This is a genomic window from Burkholderia sp. 567, from assembly GCF_040545115.1.
GTDB lineage: Bacteria > Pseudomonadota > Gammaproteobacteria > Burkholderiales > Burkholderiaceae > Burkholderia > Burkholderia ambifaria.
Genome location: NZ_JBEPLG010000004.1, coordinates 22,932 through 38,443, shown reverse-complemented (window position 1 = coordinate 38,443; position 15,512 = coordinate 22,932). Strand labels below are relative to the sequence as shown.

14 protein-coding genes are annotated in these 15,512 nt (G+C 63.7%); 12 read left to right on the top strand and 2 right to left on the bottom strand.

Annotated elements, in window-relative coordinates:
* Positions 1-117: 117 nt before the first annotated feature.
* Positions 118-483: a hypothetical protein gene (locus ABIC50_RS13590; RefSeq protein ID WP_175734191.1), complete on the bottom strand. Its 366-nt coding sequence runs from the start codon at positions 481-483 to the stop codon at positions 118-120.
* 382 nt (positions 484-865) lie between these two features.
* Here ABIC50_RS13590 and ABIC50_RS13585 point away from each other — a divergent pair, with 382 nt between their 5' ends.
* The 12 genes from ABIC50_RS13585 (at position 866) to ABIC50_RS13530 (ending at position 14,111) form a co-directional block, all read left to right on the top strand.
* Positions 866-2,128 (top strand): MFS transporter, encoded by a 1,263-nt coding sequence (locus ABIC50_RS13585; RefSeq protein WP_165754564.1) that lies wholly within the window; start codon positions 866-868, stop codon positions 2,126-2,128.
* 138 nt (positions 2,129-2,266) lie between these two features.
* On the top strand, positions 2,267-3,946 hold the full coding sequence (locus ABIC50_RS13580; protein WP_354164583.1) for a flavin-containing monooxygenase: 1,680 nt from the start codon (positions 2,267-2,269) through the stop codon (positions 3,944-3,946).
* Positions 3,947-4,030: 84 nt separating this feature from the next.
* Positions 4,031-4,735 (top strand): CoA transferase subunit A, encoded by a 705-nt coding sequence (locus ABIC50_RS13575; RefSeq protein WP_165754562.1) that lies wholly within the window; start codon positions 4,031-4,033, stop codon positions 4,733-4,735.
* Between the two features lies 1 nt (position 4,736).
* Entirely contained in the window at positions 4,737-5,378 is a 642-nt protein-coding gene (locus tag ABIC50_RS13570) for a CoA transferase subunit B (protein ID WP_354164580.1), read from the top strand.
* A gap of 152 nt (positions 5,379-5,530) precedes the next feature.
* Complete coding sequence (locus tag ABIC50_RS13565) at positions 5,531-6,928, top strand: KamA family radical SAM protein (protein ID WP_354164578.1); 1,398 nt, start codon at positions 5,531-5,533, stop codon at positions 6,926-6,928.
* Complete coding sequence (locus ABIC50_RS13560; RefSeq protein WP_354164575.1) at positions 6,925-7,833, top strand: N-acyl homoserine lactonase family protein; 909 nt, start codon at positions 6,925-6,927, stop codon at positions 7,831-7,833. The genes ABIC50_RS13565 and ABIC50_RS13560 overlap by 4 nt, the downstream gene beginning before the upstream one ends.
* Positions 7,830-9,767, top strand: coding sequence for an FAD/NAD(P)-binding protein (locus ABIC50_RS13555; protein WP_354164569.1), 1,938 nt, complete (start codon positions 7,830-7,832; stop codon positions 9,765-9,767). Before ABIC50_RS13560 ends, ABIC50_RS13555 begins: the two co-directional genes overlap by 4 nt.
* A 2-nt stretch (positions 9,768-9,769) precedes the next feature.
* Positions 9,770-10,426 (top strand): maleylacetoacetate isomerase, encoded by a 657-nt coding sequence (gene maiA, locus ABIC50_RS13550; protein ID WP_354164566.1) that lies wholly within the window; start codon positions 9,770-9,772, stop codon positions 10,424-10,426.
* Between the two features lie 2 nt (positions 10,427-10,428).
* Entirely contained in the window at positions 10,429-10,947 is a 519-nt protein-coding gene (locus ABIC50_RS13545; protein ID WP_006756721.1) for a cupin domain-containing protein, read from the top strand.
* Between the two features lie 61 nt (positions 10,948-11,008).
* Positions 11,009-11,830, top strand: coding sequence for an acetoacetate decarboxylase family protein (locus ABIC50_RS13540; protein WP_354164563.1), 822 nt, complete (start codon positions 11,009-11,011; stop codon positions 11,828-11,830).
* Positions 11,831-11,967: 137 nt separating this feature from the next.
* The gene (locus tag ABIC50_RS13535; RefSeq protein ID WP_354164560.1) at positions 11,968-12,405 is read left to right on the top strand and encodes an acyl-CoA thioesterase; all 438 of its coding nucleotides are present in this window, start codon (positions 11,968-11,970) and stop codon (positions 12,403-12,405) included.
* A gap of 401 nt (positions 12,406-12,806) precedes the next feature.
* Complete coding sequence (locus ABIC50_RS13530; RefSeq protein WP_354164558.1) at positions 12,807-14,111, top strand: MFS transporter; 1,305 nt, start codon at positions 12,807-12,809, stop codon at positions 14,109-14,111.
* 48 nt (positions 14,112-14,159) lie between these two features.
* Here the strand turns inward: ABIC50_RS13530 and ABIC50_RS13525 are convergent, their stop codons facing one another.
* Positions 14,160-15,083, bottom strand: a complete 924-nt coding sequence (locus ABIC50_RS13525; RefSeq protein WP_105830806.1) for a LysR family transcriptional regulator — start codon at positions 15,081-15,083, stop codon at positions 14,160-14,162.
* Positions 15,084-15,512 lie beyond the last annotated feature (429 nt).

The following is a 15,512-nucleotide window of genomic DNA, read 5'->3' as shown; positions in this document are numbered from 1 at the left end:
GCCGGCGCGACGGGTAGGGCAGATGCGATTCATCTCGGCGCCCATCGCGCGCTCGATGCATCAGGTGCGGTGCTGGTGTTCGCCGTTGTTGCGTGAGCGTCCCCGGATCCCGTTGACTCACTTGAACTTGCCGAAATCTGCTTCTTCTTTGACGAACTTCCCCGTCAACAGGAGTGCCCGTTCGACGTCCGCGACTATGGACGCGTTGTCGATTGAGGCGGTCACGAAGAGTCCCCAGATATCGTCGTCTATTTCATAGTAGCCGCGAGCATATTTCCAATAGCTGAAATAGTGGTCCTGCGATAAGGCGATTCCTGGATCATCAAGGCCGTCTGGATGCGGCACTTGGACGGAATGGAGAGCTTCTTGGAGGATCGCAGCGACGTTGGGAAAGTCGACAGTGCGATGGTCTTCGAGTATCTCGACCAGAAGATCGCTACCGTGGTAGACGGGCCGAACCCGGAATCGAATCAGTTTTGTCATTGCCCGTTTTTCTGTTTCGACAGAGCGGCGTCGATTGTGCCACATGCGAATGTGGTGGAATTCGTCCGCATGACAGCGTGGTGTCGTATTCCGGCGCCTGAAGTCGGCTTTCGATGCGATCAATCAATTGACCGCTTCTGACTGAACGCCGACGCTCCTCCCCCGGCGCTCCCGCCGAAAATCCGCGATGAACCTTTTAATTTCCCATCCGCGGACCCATGACCGGGCAGAGCGCGAACTTACTGCCATCAGCCTTTCCCTACAGTTCTGAAAGGAAATTCTGGGTTATCGGTAACTACGATAATTTCTATTGCAGATACGTCTCTACTCGCAAAACCGGCCTTCGACTACTGTAGCCGTCACGTTACTACCGAGGCCATTCATGTCCAAACTCAACATCAAACTACTGGGTCCATGCCTGCTCGCCATTGCGATCGACGCGATGGGATTCGGGCTCGTGTACCCGATCATGGCGGCGATTTTCTCCGACCCCCAATCGGGCATCATCGGGGCCGACACGAGTCCGCACCTCCGCAATTTCTACCTGGGGCTCGGGTACGGCGTCTATCCGTTCTGCATGTTCTTCGGCTCTTCGCTGATGGGTGAGCTGTCCGACGGCTACGGTCGGCGGAAGATCCTGCTGCTGTGCGTGTTCGGCCTGGCGCTCAGCTACTTCCTGATGGCGGTCGGCGCGCTGCTGCCGAGTATCGCGCTGCTGTTAATCGGACGCGGCCTGAGCGGGCTGATGGCCGGTTGCCAGGGGATCGCGCAGGCAGCGATCACGGACATGAGCACGCCGGAAACCAAGGCGTACAACATGAGCATCATGTCGATCGCGTTCAGCGCGGGCGTCATCGTCGGCCCCGTGCTCGGCGGCGTCACGTCGGACCGCACGATCGCGCCGTTCTTCAACTACGGCACGCCGTTCCTGCTGGTCGCCGCGCTGTCGGTCGTCTGCGGGCTCTGGACGTTCTGGTCATATCGCAACGCGGTCGCGCCGACCGGCAACACGCGAGTGGACCTGCTGATGCCGCTGCGGATCATCTACCAGGCCGGCACGCACCGCCGCGTCGCGTTCCTGTCGATCGTGTTCTTCCTGATGCAGGTCGGCTACGGGCTGTATCTGCAGACGATCATGCTGGTGCTGCAGACGAAATTTCATTACACCAGCTCGCAGCTCGGCCTGTTCAGCGGTCTGATCGGCATATCTTTCGTGTTCGGGCTGATGGTGATCGTGCGGCTGATGCTGAAAATCTGGAGCGTGGTCGACATCGCGAAGACGGGCCTCTTGATCGCGGGCATCGGGCAAGTGCTGTCGGCGCTGTTTCCGCACGAGAACACGCTCTGGGTGCTCGGCATGGTGGTCGGCTGCTTCGACATGGTTGCATACACCACCATGTACACCGCGTATTCGGACGCGGTGAGCGAGGACCGGCAGGGCTGGGCGCTCGGCGTCGCCGGCTCAGTGATGGCGATCGCCTGGGTCGTGACGGGCTTCCTCACCAACCTGTTGCCCGTGCTCGGCGAGCTCGGCCTGCTGATGGTCGGCGGCCTGAGTTTCGTCCTCAGCTTCGTGATGATGCTGGCGTATGGCCGAAAGTGGTCCGTGCCGATCGTGTCCGTCGGCTCGCGCGCCTACGACTGATGTGTGTTTTCCCGGTGCGCGCATCGCTGCGGCGATGCGGGCCGGGCGCCAACCGGGTTCCAGGCCGGCGCATGCTCTCCCTGTATCGAAACGGAAGTACCCGATCAATCCAGCAACACTTCATATTGAAGGACTGACATGGTGAACATCGCATCAAGTGACGAGGACGCCGCATTCGATATGGTCATCGTCGGCGCCGGCGTAGCCGGCCTGTACATGCTGCATCGGGCCAAGGAAGCCGGCCTGTCCGTACGGCTCGTCGACGCGGCCGACGGCATCGGCGGTACCTGGTTCTGGAATCGCTATCCCGGCGCACGCGTCGACATCGAGAGCTTCGAGTATTCGTACTCGTTTTCGAGCGAACTCGAACAGGAATGGCGCTGGACGGAACGCTATGCATCGCAGCCCGAACTGCTGCGCTATTTCGATCACGTCGCGCATCGCTTCGGGCTCTATGAACACATCCGGCTCGGCACGCGGATCGATGCCGCGACGTTCGACGAATCGCGCGCCCGCTGGACGCTCGTCACTCACGCCGGCGAACGACTGCACGCCCGCTACTGCGTGATGGCGACTGGCTGCCTGTCCGCGCCGAAGGTGCCGGACGTCCCCGGGTACGGCAGCTTCGCCGGCGAAACCTACTTCACGTCGCGCTGGCCGGCCGGCACGGTCGACCTTGCGGGCAAGCGCATCGGCGTGATCGGCACCGGTTCGTCGGCGATTCAGTTCATTCCGGTGGCCGCGCAATCGGCCGCTCACGTCACCGTGTTCCAGCGCACGCCGAACTACAGCATCCCGCTGCGCAACCGCCCAATGGACGCGGAATACGAGCAGCAAATGAAGGCGAACTACGCGGAACTGCGCCGCATGGAATGGCAATCGCCTGGCGGCTTCGTCTGTGTCGGCGGCGAACCACGTCAACCGCTGCGGATTTCCGCGCTGTCCGTCACGCCGGAAGAACGCCTGCGCGAATACGAAGCGCGCTGGGCCGCGGGCGGGCTGTGTTTCTACACGTCGTATAACGATCTGCTGACGAACAAGGAGGCGAACGACACGCTCACGGCGTTCGTTCGCGCGAAGATCCGCGAGAAGATCGACGATCCCGTGCTGGCCGACAAGCTCACGCCGAGCGGCCATCCGATCCTGACGAAGCGCCTGTGCGCCGACAGCGGCTATTTCGAAACCTTCAATCGCGACAACGTGTCGCTGATCGACCTGAAGGAAACGCCGATCGAGTCGATCACCCGCAACGGCATCGTCGCGGGCGGCCGCGAGATCGAGCTCGACATGATCGTGTTCGCAACCGGCTTCGATGCGGTGACGGGCGCGCTGCTGAACGTGGACATTCGCGGGCGTCACGGCGAATCGCTGCGCAGCGCGTGGAAGAGCGGTCCGCACACGTATCTGGGGCTCATGAGTGCGGCGTTCCCCAACCTCTTCAACATCGCGGGCCCCGGCAGCACCGCCTCGCTGAGCAGCGCGGTGCCGTGCGACGAGCACCAGGTCGACCTCGTGATGAAGCTGATCGAGCGCGCCAAGCACCACGATGCGGCTACCGTCGAGCCGACTCGCGCGGCGCAGGAAGCGTGGACGGCACGCATCCAGGCGATCGCCGAGAAGACGCTGATCCATCAGAGCAACTCCTGGTACGTCGGCGCAAACGTGCCGGGCAAGCCGCGCGCCGTCCTGCTCGATCTCGAGGGATTCGATTCCTATATCGCCGTATGCGACGGCATCATCGAACGCGATTACGAAGGCTTCCTGTTCAACCGAGCAACCGCAGATCATTCCCTTCCCGAAAGTGTGGCCGAAGTCTGACCGCGCGACGTCCTCCCTCTGAATCGGTTTTCTCCCCACCGGAGATTCGCGCCTGACGGGCGCGAATCTCAATAAGGATTACGTATGAGCAAACTTTATTCGAGCGCCGCTTCAGCGCTCCGGGACATCGTGCGCGACGGCCAGACCTTCGCGATCGGCGGCTTCGGCCTGTGCGGGATTCCCGAGGCGCTGATCGGCGCGTTGCGCGATTCGGCCGTCAAGGGCATCACCTGCATCAGCAACAACGCGGGCGTCGACGGCTTCGGTCTCGGCCTGCTGCTGGAAACGCGCCAGATCAAGAAGATGATCTCGTCGTACGTCGGCGAGAACAAGGAGTTCGAGCGCCAGTACCTGGCCGGCGAACTCGAGCTCGAATTCACGCCGCAGGGCACGCTCGCCGAGAAGCTGCGCGCGGGCGGCGCCGGCATTCCCGCCTTCTTCACGAACACCGGCTACGGCACCGTGATCGCGGAAGGCAAGGAAACGCGCCAGTTCGGCGATCGCCACTACGTGCTCGAGCCGTCGCTGACGGCCGACGTCGCGCTCGTGAAGGCGTGGAAGGCCGACAAGTCCGGCAACCTGATCTATCGCCGCACCGCGCGCAACTTCAACCCGATGTGCGCGATGGCGGGCAAGATCACCGTCGTGGAAGTCGAGGAGATCGTCGAGAACGGCACGCTCGATCCGGACCAAGTCCACACGCCGGGCATTTTCGTTCAGCGCATCGTGCTGAACGCGACGCCCGAGAAACGCATCGAACAACGCGTCGTACGCGCGAAAGGAGACTGACATGGCCTGGAATCGTGACCAGATGGCCGCGCGCGCGGCGAAGGAACTGCAGGACGGCTTCTACGTGAACCTCGGCATCGGCCTGCCGACGCTCGTCGCGAACCACGTGCCGGAAGGCGTCGAGGTGTGGCTGCAGTCGGAGAACGGCCTGCTCGGCATCGGCCCGTCGCCGACCGAGGACGAAGTCGACGCCGACCTCATCAACGCCGGCAAGCAGACCGTCACGACGCTGCCGGGCTCGTCGATCTTCTCGTCGGCCGATTCGTTCGCGATGATTCGCGGGTGCCACATCAACCTCGCGATCCTCGGCGCGATGCAGGTCAGCAAGACGGGCGACCTCGCGAACTGGATGATCCCGGGCAAGATGATCAAAGGGATGGGCGGCGCAATGGATCTCGTCGCGGGCGTGAAGCGCGTCGTCGTGCTGATGGAGCACGTCGCGAAGGGCGACCAGCACAAGATTCTCGACGAATGCAACCTGCCGCTGACGGGTGTCGGCGTGGTCGACCTGATCATCACCGATCTCGGTGTGATCGAAGTGACGCCGCACGGCCTGAAGGTGCTCGAACTCGCAGACGGCGTGAGCGTCGGCGAGATCAAGGCGAAGACCAGCGCGCCGCTCGATGTAAGCGCCGTGTCCTGAAACACCGGCGAAGAACGGCAATGCATCACGCCGTTTCGTCGCTTTCGATTTGCGTTCGTTGTTTCGCTGTACTTACTGCATCACCTTTATCACCAGGAAATTGAGTTCGATGTCGTCACATTCATAAATCTAATCTGTTTGAGAGGGCCGTCATGAGTCAGGATCAGATGTGGAAGTTCAAGCCGTATACGAGGCACACGGTTTCCCAATCGCCGCAATGGCAGCTGTTGCCGAGCGAGCTTCAGGAAGCCGTCGACGTCGTCTCGCGCGTACTGCCGTTTCGAGTCAATCCCTATGTGCTGAACGAGCTGATCGACTGGGACAAGGTTCCCGACGACCCGATCTACCGGCTGACGTTCCCGCACCGCGACATGCTGAAGGACGACGAGTATGCGGCGATCCGCGATCTCGTCCGGGACGGTGCCGACGAAGCGCGCATCGACGCCGTCGTCCGCCAGATCCGCCTGCGGATGAATCCGCATCCCGCCGGGCAACTGACCCACAACGTGCCCTATCTCGACGGCGTGCCGTTAAGCGGCCTGCAGCACAAGTATCGCGAGACGGTGCTGTTCTTTCCGAGTGCGGGGCAATCCTGCCACGCGTATTGCACGTTCTGCTTCCGCTGGCCGCAGTTCGTCGGCATGGACGAGCTCAAGTTCGACGCGCGTTCGTCGCAGGAGCTCACCGCCTATCTGCGGCGTCATCCTGAAGTCACCGACATTCTCGTGACGGGCGGCGATCCGCTCGTGATGAGTGCCCGCGCGCTCGGCGAGTACCTCGAGCCGCTGCTCGCGCCGGAGTTCGACCATGTGCAGAACATCCGGATCGGCACGAAATCGGTCGCCTATTGGCCGCAGCGCTTCGTGAGCGACAAGGACTCGGACGACCTGCTGCGCGTATTCGAAAAGGTGGTGGCGTCCGGGCGCAATCTCGCGATCATGGGCCATTACAACCATCCGCGCGAACTGCAGCATCCGATCGCGCAGCGAGCCTTGCGACGCATCATCGGCACCGGCGCGACCGTGCGCATCCAGGCGCCGCTGATCCGGCACATCAACGAGGATCCGGCCGCCTGGGCCGAGCTCTGGACGACGGGCGTGCGGCTCGGCGCGATCCCGTACTACATGTTCGTCGAACGCGACACCGGGCCCAGCGACTATTTCAAGCTGCCGCTCGCACGCGCCTACGAGATTTTCCAGGCCGCCTACCGCTCGATATCGGGCCTCGCCCGCACCGTGCGCGGCCCATCGATGAGCGCGTTCCCGGGCAAGGTGATGGTCGACGGCATCGTCGAGCTGGCCGGCGAGAAGGTGTTCGCGCTGCAACTGCTGCAGGCCCGCAACCCGGAATGGGTGCGCCGGCCGTTCTATGCGAAGTTCGATCCGAACGCGACCTGGTTCGACGAGCTCGTCCCCGCATTCGGCGAAAAGACCTTCTTCTTCCAGGACGAACTGGCGGCGATGGAGGCGGGCACTGGCGGATCGGGCCGGACCATCGCCGTGGCGCGTCACGATGCCGTGCGCCCCGATTTGCTGGAGGCCGTGGAATGAGCGGCCTTCTCGATCAGGACAGCGCGGAGTACGAAGTCTTTGCGCTGCGTTACGCGACACACGACGATCGGCGCAGCGGCGAGAACTATCTCGGCGACGATCCGCACGACGACATCTCCATGCCGCTCGACTTCTATGTCTGGGTGATTCGCGGCATGGGCCACACGGTGTTGGTCGACACGGGGTTCGACGCGTCGACCGCCGCCCGGCGCAAGCGTCGCTATCTGCATTCGCCGGTGGAACTGCTGGGCGAGCTCGGCATCGACGCGGCCGACGTGGACGACGTGATCATCACGCACATGCACTACGACCACGCGGGGAACATTCGCGCGTTTCCTGCGGCGACGCTGCATATCCAGGATGCGGAGATGGCGTACTGCACCGGGCGCTGCATGTGTCACGAAGCGATTCGCAAGCCGTTCGAGGCGCGTGACGTGTGCGCGGCGATCGAACGGCTGCACGCAGGCCGCGTGCGATTCGCCGACGGCGATCACGCGGTGGCATCCGGCATCCATACGCATCTGATCGGCGGCCACACGGCCGGCCTGCAGGTGGTGCGGGTGCGCACGGCGCGCGGCCATGTGGTGCTGGCCAGCGACGCCGCGCACTACTGGGACCACATCCGCTCGAAGCGCCCGTTCCCGATCGTCTTCAACGTCGCGCGCATGCTCGACGGGCATGCGGCGATCGAAGCGCTGGCGGACGGCCCCGACCACATCATTCCCGGCCACGATCCGGCGGTGCGCCAGCGCTTCCCGCGCTGGAACGGACATCCGGACATCGTGGCGCTGCACGCGTCGCCCCTGAGCGACGCGCACCTCGCCGTCGACGCGTCGCGCGTGGCGGCATCGAACCCGGCGACAGCATCGGCCGACGTTCAACTCGAAACGGGAGAAACGCAATGACGAACACGATTTCGATTGCGATCATTGGCCTGGGGCCGCGCGGCGTCACCGTGCTCGAGCGCCTCGTCGAGCACGCGCGCAATATTCCGGCCGGCGTCGCGCTGGACATCACGGTGTTCGACGCCGGCGAATGCGGGCAGGGCGCGCATCCGTCGAGCCAGCCGGATCACTTGATGATCAACACCGTCGCGTCGCAAGTGACGATGTTCGCGCCGTCGAGCGAGCTGGGCCGGCACGGCGCGCCGTCGCTCGTCGAATGGGCGCATGACAGCGGATATCGCTACGTCGACGGCGCGTTCCGGAGGGCGTCGGTCGATGCGGGCCGCCCGCTCAATGATGCCGACCATTTGCCGCGCAGCCTGCTCGGCGAATACCTGTCCTGGGTTTATGCACGGATCGTCGCGGCGCTGCCGCGCAGCGTCGCGGTGACGCATCGCCGTGCCCGAGTGGTCGATCTCGTGCCGGCCAACCGCGGCTACGAACTGCATGTCGACGACAGTGCGCCGGCCTTTGCGCACTACGTGTTCCTGACGACGGGCCACGGCACGCGCCGGCCGACCGAGAGCGACCAGCGCCTCGCGCAGTTCGCGGAGCGGCATCAGGTCAACAACGCGCAGCTCGCGTACGTGCCGTCGCCATACCCGATCGAGACGCTGAACGATATCGCCCCTACCGCGACTGTCGCCATACAGGGGTTCGGCCTCACCGCACACGATGTCGTGTCCGCGCTGACGATCGGCCGAGGCGGACGCTACGTCGAACGCGATGGCGAACTCGAATATGAGAAATCGGGGCTCGAACCGCAGATCCTGCTGTTCTCCCGCAACTGCCTGCCGTTCGCCGCGCGCGGGATCAACCAGAAGGGGCTGACGGGCCGCCACCGCCCGCGCTTCTTCACGCCGGACGCGGTGGCGGCATTGCGTGCGGCTGCGCTGGATACGACGGGCGACAGCCGGATCGATTTCCGCGCAGACGTGCTGCCGCTGATCATCAAGGAAATGGCTTACGCGTACCGGCTCGCGCTGCAAGGCGGCAACGTCGATGCCGACGGGTTCGAGCCGAACGCCGATGAGCTGCATGCGATTGGCCAGATTCTGTGGCCGCTCGAGGGCCGAAGGTTCGAATCCTTCGACGCATTCCACACGTTCTTTTTCACGCTCATGCGCGACGACCTGCATCACGCGCTGCTCGGCAACCTGACGAGCCCGGTCAAGGCGGCGACCGACGTGCTGCGCGATACGCGCGACGCGTTGCGCGCGGCCGTCGAATACGGCGGGCTGACGCCCGATTCGCATCGCTACTTCGTCGACGAATTCAACGCCATCACGAACCGCGTGTCGTTCGGCCCGCCGTTGCGGCGCAACCGCGAGCACCTCGCACTGCACCGCGCCGGCTTGCTCGACATCGCCGGCGGCCCCGGCGCGCGGCTCGTCGCCGACGAGACGTGCGCGCATTTCCGCATCGAGGCGCACTACGGCGAGCGGGTGGAGCGCCGCTACGCGGACGTGCTCGTCGTCGCGCGGCTCGATCCGTATTCGCCCGTCACCGACGGTTCGCCGCTCTCGACCGCGCTGCTCGGCCGCGGCATCGTCCGCCCGTACCGGAACGGCGACTACCACCCGGGCGGACTCGACGTCGATACGGGTATGCATCCGCTCGGCCGCGACGGCGAAGCGCAGTCGCGCCTCTGGGCCATCGGCTTTCCCGTCGAAGGCGCGCACTTCTACACGCATGCGCTGCCGCGTCCGGGCATCGCGTCGCGGCAGACGCGCGATGCCGAGCGCTGCGTGCTCGAACTGCTCGACATGATCGCGGCCGAACAGGCCACCGGCCCGGCTCGCATCGGCGTGCCGGGCGACGACACGACCGCGGCGCGCGATTCGCTCGCGGCCGCACCTGAAGCCGCGTTGACAGCGGCGCTGGAGGGCAACTGAATATGCTGACCCTGCACGATTTCCACCGCTCGTCCGCCTCGTTCCGGGTGCGTATCGCGCTCAATCTGAAGGGCGTCGCCTATACGACGGTCGTTCAGGATCTCGATGCGCGCGCCCACCGCGCCGATCCGTATCTGTCGATCAATCCGCAAGGCCTGCTGCCTGCGCTGCGGATCGGCGACCGCGTGCTGACCCAGTCGTCGGCGATCGTCGAGTATCTCGACGACGAATATCCGGACCCGCCGCTGCTGCCAGCCGGCACGCAGGAGCGCGCGCGCGTGCGGGCGCTGTTCCAGACGGTCGCGGCGGACACCCACCCGATCACGGCCATGCGTGTCGCCCAGTACCTGAAAGAGGTGACCGGCTGCGACGACGGCGTGGTGCTCCGCTGGAAGCAGCACTGGATCACCACGAGCATGGATGCACTCGAGGCGATGCTCGCCGGCAGCGACGAGACAGGGCGATTCTGTCACGGCGATCGGCCGTCGCTCGCGGACCTCGCGCTGGTGCCGCAAATCGTCTCGGCCCGCAACGTCAACGTCGATATCACGCCGTATCCGACCGTATCGCGCATTCATGACGCATGCATGCAGCTCGCGGCGTTCCGCGATGCCCATCCGGATACCTGTTCATCCCACCCTGCGTACAACAAGGAGTAACCATGCAGACGATCGAAGGCGACATTCTCTCGTTCTCGGAATATCTCGAACTGACGTCGAAACCCCCGGCCGACCCGGTGGTCTGGAAGTGGCAGTCGATCGAATCAATGACGCGCAGCCGCCCGCATAACCCGCAGGGCACGCTTGCGCTGTCCGGCGGCAGAGTGGACGAGCACGGGACGGTCGCCCCCGAACTGTCGCTCGTCATCCAGGTACTGAAGCCCGGCGAGATGACGGAGCGGCATCGCCATTCATTCTGGCATCTGTACATCGTTCATTCGGGATCCGGAGAAATGGCGTTCGGCGAAGACCAGACGCACGAGCGGCTCGTGCCGGGCGACACCGTGTTCGTGCCCGCCTGGAGCTATCACGCGATCGGTAACCCGTCGGGCACCGAGCCGTTCGTGCTGTTCCGCCTGCAGAACCTTCCGCAGAACGCGAGTTCGGGCAATCTCATGCGCGAAATCCAGGGGGAGCTGCAAATCATCTATGCCGGCGCGGGTCTGGCATCCCATCGGTAACGCGACGCGCGGGTCGGCCGTACACGGCAACCGGCCCGCGTATAGACGAAGGAGGTGTTCGTTGGCTTACACGTTCGAGAAGGGCCGCATCTATCGAATGCCCACTCACTTCGGACCGGCGCCGGGCCCCCGGCAGGTGCCGGACGCGCTCGCGGTCGACCCGCACCGCAATCCGACGCGCATGACGGTATCCGCGTCGTTTCTCACCGACGCGACCCGGCTGGAACGGCATCTTCCGGAACGTTTCACGCTCGCTGGCGAGCCCGTCGTGACCGTCGAGTTCCACTACCTGACCGGCATCGACTGGCTCGCCGGACGCGGCTACACGATGGTTCACGTGAGCTGGCCCGCGATCTTTGCGGGAACGCGCGACCGCGCTGCCGGAAAGTTTCTCGCGGCGGTATGGGAAAACCTCGCGGATCCGATCATCACCGGCCGTGACGAGATCGGTCATCCGAAGCTGTATGCGGACGTCGCGGCGCCGCGGCAGTTCAACGGCGAACAGCATTGCGAAGCGAGCTGGATGGGCTTTCGCTTTCTCGAGCTTGGCGTGACGGGATTGCGCGAGCCGGTCGCCGACACGCCGCCGGCCCGGTCCGACGGCACCTTGATGCTGAAGTACACGCCGCGCACCGGCGACTGGGGCGAGACCGAGCTGTGCCAGGTCACGCTGACGCCGGTTCACGACCCGTACGTCACGGTCGACCGGCGGCACGTCGGAGATGCGCGCGTGCGCTTCAACGTCGCGAGCTGGTCGGACCTGCCGACGATGGCGCACGTCGTCAATGCCCTCGCCGAGTTGCCGATCGTCGAGATGCGCGGCGGCTCGATCGTGCATGCGCATGGCGGGAAGCCATATCTGGATCAGCGCGTGCTGTCGTAGCGCGCATGCCCCGGCCCGTCCGGTATCGCACCGCACGCTTTCGCGCGATGCGCGAATGCCATCGGGCATTCAACGTTTGCTTGACCCGACCCGCCGGGCAGTCCGGCGGGTACAACCTCAACCCCACAGGTGCCAAGATGACCCGAGCCTTCACCCAGACATTCGACGTCACGTATCGCGACCAGGATCCCGCCGGCCACGTCAGCGCGACGATGTATTACGTGTACATGCTGAATGCATACATGGCTTACGCGCATGAACTGCTGGAGGTGCCGCTCGATCAGGGCATTCCGCAGATCATGCTGAAGACGTCGTGCGAATACGTCCGTTCCGCGAAATGGGGGGAAACGCTCGAGTTGAGCGCGCGAATCACGCGCCTCGGCACGAAGAGCTTCGACCTCGAATACCTGATCACGCTCGCGGACGACGCCAAGACCGTGATCGCGCGCGGCGCGTCGACGCACGTCGCTTACGACTACGTGACGGAGTCGACCGTGCCGCTGTCGGAAACGTTCCGCGCACGCGTCAGGCAATACCAGGAAGAGGAGGCGCCCGAATTGTCCGAAGTCGCCTGACAAACCGCGCCGTGACTGCGCCCGGTCCGATGGCGGGCGCAGTGCCACGGTCGGCCGGGGAAAGCGGATTGCCGGGATCGAATGCCTGATTGACGGCGCATGAGCGATGTCGACACATGCGAAGGCGCCCGGCTCACGACAGGTTGTACCGAAAAGGCTACGTTAGCGTGAAACCGGCCAGAACGGCACACGCCAGCGAGAAGATCAACGTTCAATTCAGGGTGAACGTCGAAAGGTTGCGCAGTAATCGAGTGTGGTGACAAGCCGGGCGGGACCAGGGTTCGCCAAACCTGAATGCCTGCCATCAGCAGAACAACGGGTGATATGTAGCACTGCAAACCGTCCTGCCTGTCGACACACATGAACACTGTTGCAACCGGGACGCGTTCATATGGACTGGCATGTCCACTGTCGTCTCGATTCAGAATGGCGATCGCACGTCGGCGCTGTATCGCCGGCTCGACCGCCGCCTGCTTTCCTTTCTGCTCATCTGCTATTTGTTTGCCTGCCTTGACCGGCTCAATGTTGGTTTCGCCCGGCTGCACATGCAGTCCGACATCGGCTTGACCGATGCGCAATACGGCCTGGCCGCCGGTATATTTTTCATCGGATACGCGCTCTTCGAGGTGCCGTCCAACCTGTTGCTGCCGAAAATCGGAGCGCGCAAGGCCATCAGCCGGATCCTGGTGCTGTGGGGCCTGACGTCCGCAGCCATGGTCACGACGCGCGATGCGACGACGTTCTATGTGCTGCGCTTTCTCCTGGGCGTCTTCGAGGCCGGATTCACGCCGGGCATCCTGTTCTATCTGACCTGCTGGTATCCCGAATCCCGCCGTGCGAAAGCCATCGCCGCGGTCATGATCGGCGGCCCCCTTGCGGGCGTGCTCGGCGGCCCGCTGTCGATGTGGATCATGACGACCTTCGCAGGCTTGGGCGGCCTGTCCGGCTGGCAGTGGATGTACCTGATCGAAGGGCTGCCGTGCGTCGCGCTCGGCATCATGGCCCGCGTGCTGCTTGCCGATCGGCCCGAGACCGCAACGTGGCTGTCACCCGAGGAACGGCAGGAACTCGTCGACATGACCGCGAAGCCTCAACATGCGGAGCGGCACGGTTTCGCGGAAGTCGTGAAGGATCCGTACGTCTATTTGATGAGCGCCGCCTATTTCTGCGTCATTTGCGGCATCTACCTGATCAATTTCTGGTTGCCCGGCCTGCTGGCGGCCGGTGGCGTCACCGATCCGATGAAGATCGGCCTCTATTCGTCGATTCCGTTCGTTGCCGCGACCATCGGCATGGTCGTCGCCGGCCGTAGTTCCGATCGTCGCAACGAGCGGCGCTGGCACAGCGCGATTCCGGCACTGGTCAGCGCGATTTCACTCGTTGCGACTGTCGTGTCGAGCGACAGGCTCGACGTTTCGCTGATATTCATCACGGTTGCGACGACCGCAATGTGGATGGCCTACACGGTGTTCTGGACCATTCCGTCCGCCTATCTGAAAGGACCCGCCGCCGCGGGCGGCATCGCGCTGATCAATACGATCGGTGTGTTGGGCGGCTTTTTCAGTCCTGCGGCAATCGGCTGGCTGCGTACGTCGACCGGGAGCTTCCGCGTGTGCCTGGTGCTGATGGCGGCCATCATGGCCATCGGCGCCGCGCTGCTTGCGGCCACCCGGCCCGCTCCCGTTTCAATGCGCGGAAAAAAGTGAAATATGCGGACGTCGATGCACGGTCGGGGATTCGTTTTGTCGATCGTGCTACATGTCGAGCGCGTCGTCCGCAGCCCGCGCCATCATCTTCGGCAGATACTCCTCGATGATCTTCACGACGACCTGGGTCTTCGAAGGCACGGGCCGTGTGACCGGCAGTAGCGCATGCAGGTCGAATCCCGGTACCGTGTAATCCGGCAGCAGCCTGACGAGCCGGCCGGATTCCAGGGCGTCGATGCAGACGTGTTCCTGAAGGACGCCGATACCCGCGCCGTTCAGCAGTAGCTCGTAGACCGGCCGCCAGTGGCTGGTGCTGACGACGACGTTGATCGGCGTCGGCCGCGCCGATTTCGACGGACTCATCAGGCGAAGCTGGCCATCGTTGAAGAGCCCCGTGACGCGAATGAATGGATGCCCGACGATGTCGGTCGGTTCCTCTGGCAGTCCATGCTTTTCGATATAAAGCGGCGACGCGACCAGTACGCGTCGTACGTAACCCAATCGACGCGCGACGAAATTGCCATCGCCGATCTGGCCGAGCCGCAATGAAATATCGACGCCCTCGGTGACGGGGTCGGTGATTTCGTCATTCAGGACGAGCTCGATATAGAGCTGCGGATTTTGTTCGCGGATGACCGTGAGAATTTCCGGCAGTACGACTTCGCCCAACCCATGTGGCGCGGCAATGCGAATGCGCCCACGCACGATCTTGTTGCCGAGCGTGACGACGGCCCGTGCCTCGTCGGCCGCGTCGAGCACGACCTTGCTTCGCTGATAGAACAGAATGCCTTCATCGGTGCACGACACCGCGCGCGTGTTTCGGAGCAGCAATTTGACGCCGAGAAACCGTTCGAGCCGATCGACTCGGTCGCTAACGGTAGGTTGGCCGAGGCCGAGATCTTTCGCGGCCCTCGATAAATTGCCACGCTCGACAACCCGCACGAAAATTCGCATGGCCGCCAGCAAATCCATAGACCCTCGATAATCGGAAGAATTTAGTTATTCTGAAAAGCGAAAACAGGTTCGCTTGTTTCTGTCCGGCCGCCGGCGAGCGATAGGCCCGTTTGGGATGTTACAACTCGTTACGTGGGGCAGACGCGTAACTATACCCAACCCTGTCAATTTAGGCTGAAACTTTTTACGCATAAGAAATTCAATGTACCGGAGGGGGCGGGGGCGCGTTGTTGTGCGGCAATTAAGAGGCTGAACAGCCGGGGCGCCACGTCACTACCTGATGTTTCTTCGATTAGCCACGGTTCGATGCCGTCCGGAAAGACGCTCCCCAAGCCGGAGTAATTGGCTGCCGCGCCGCAGGCATGATGCGGCCGATGCCGTGCCGTTCAGCGCTGGAGCGGAATGGGGAGGGTGGTGGCCGGTAAGGCGATGCATCGGGACTCCGCT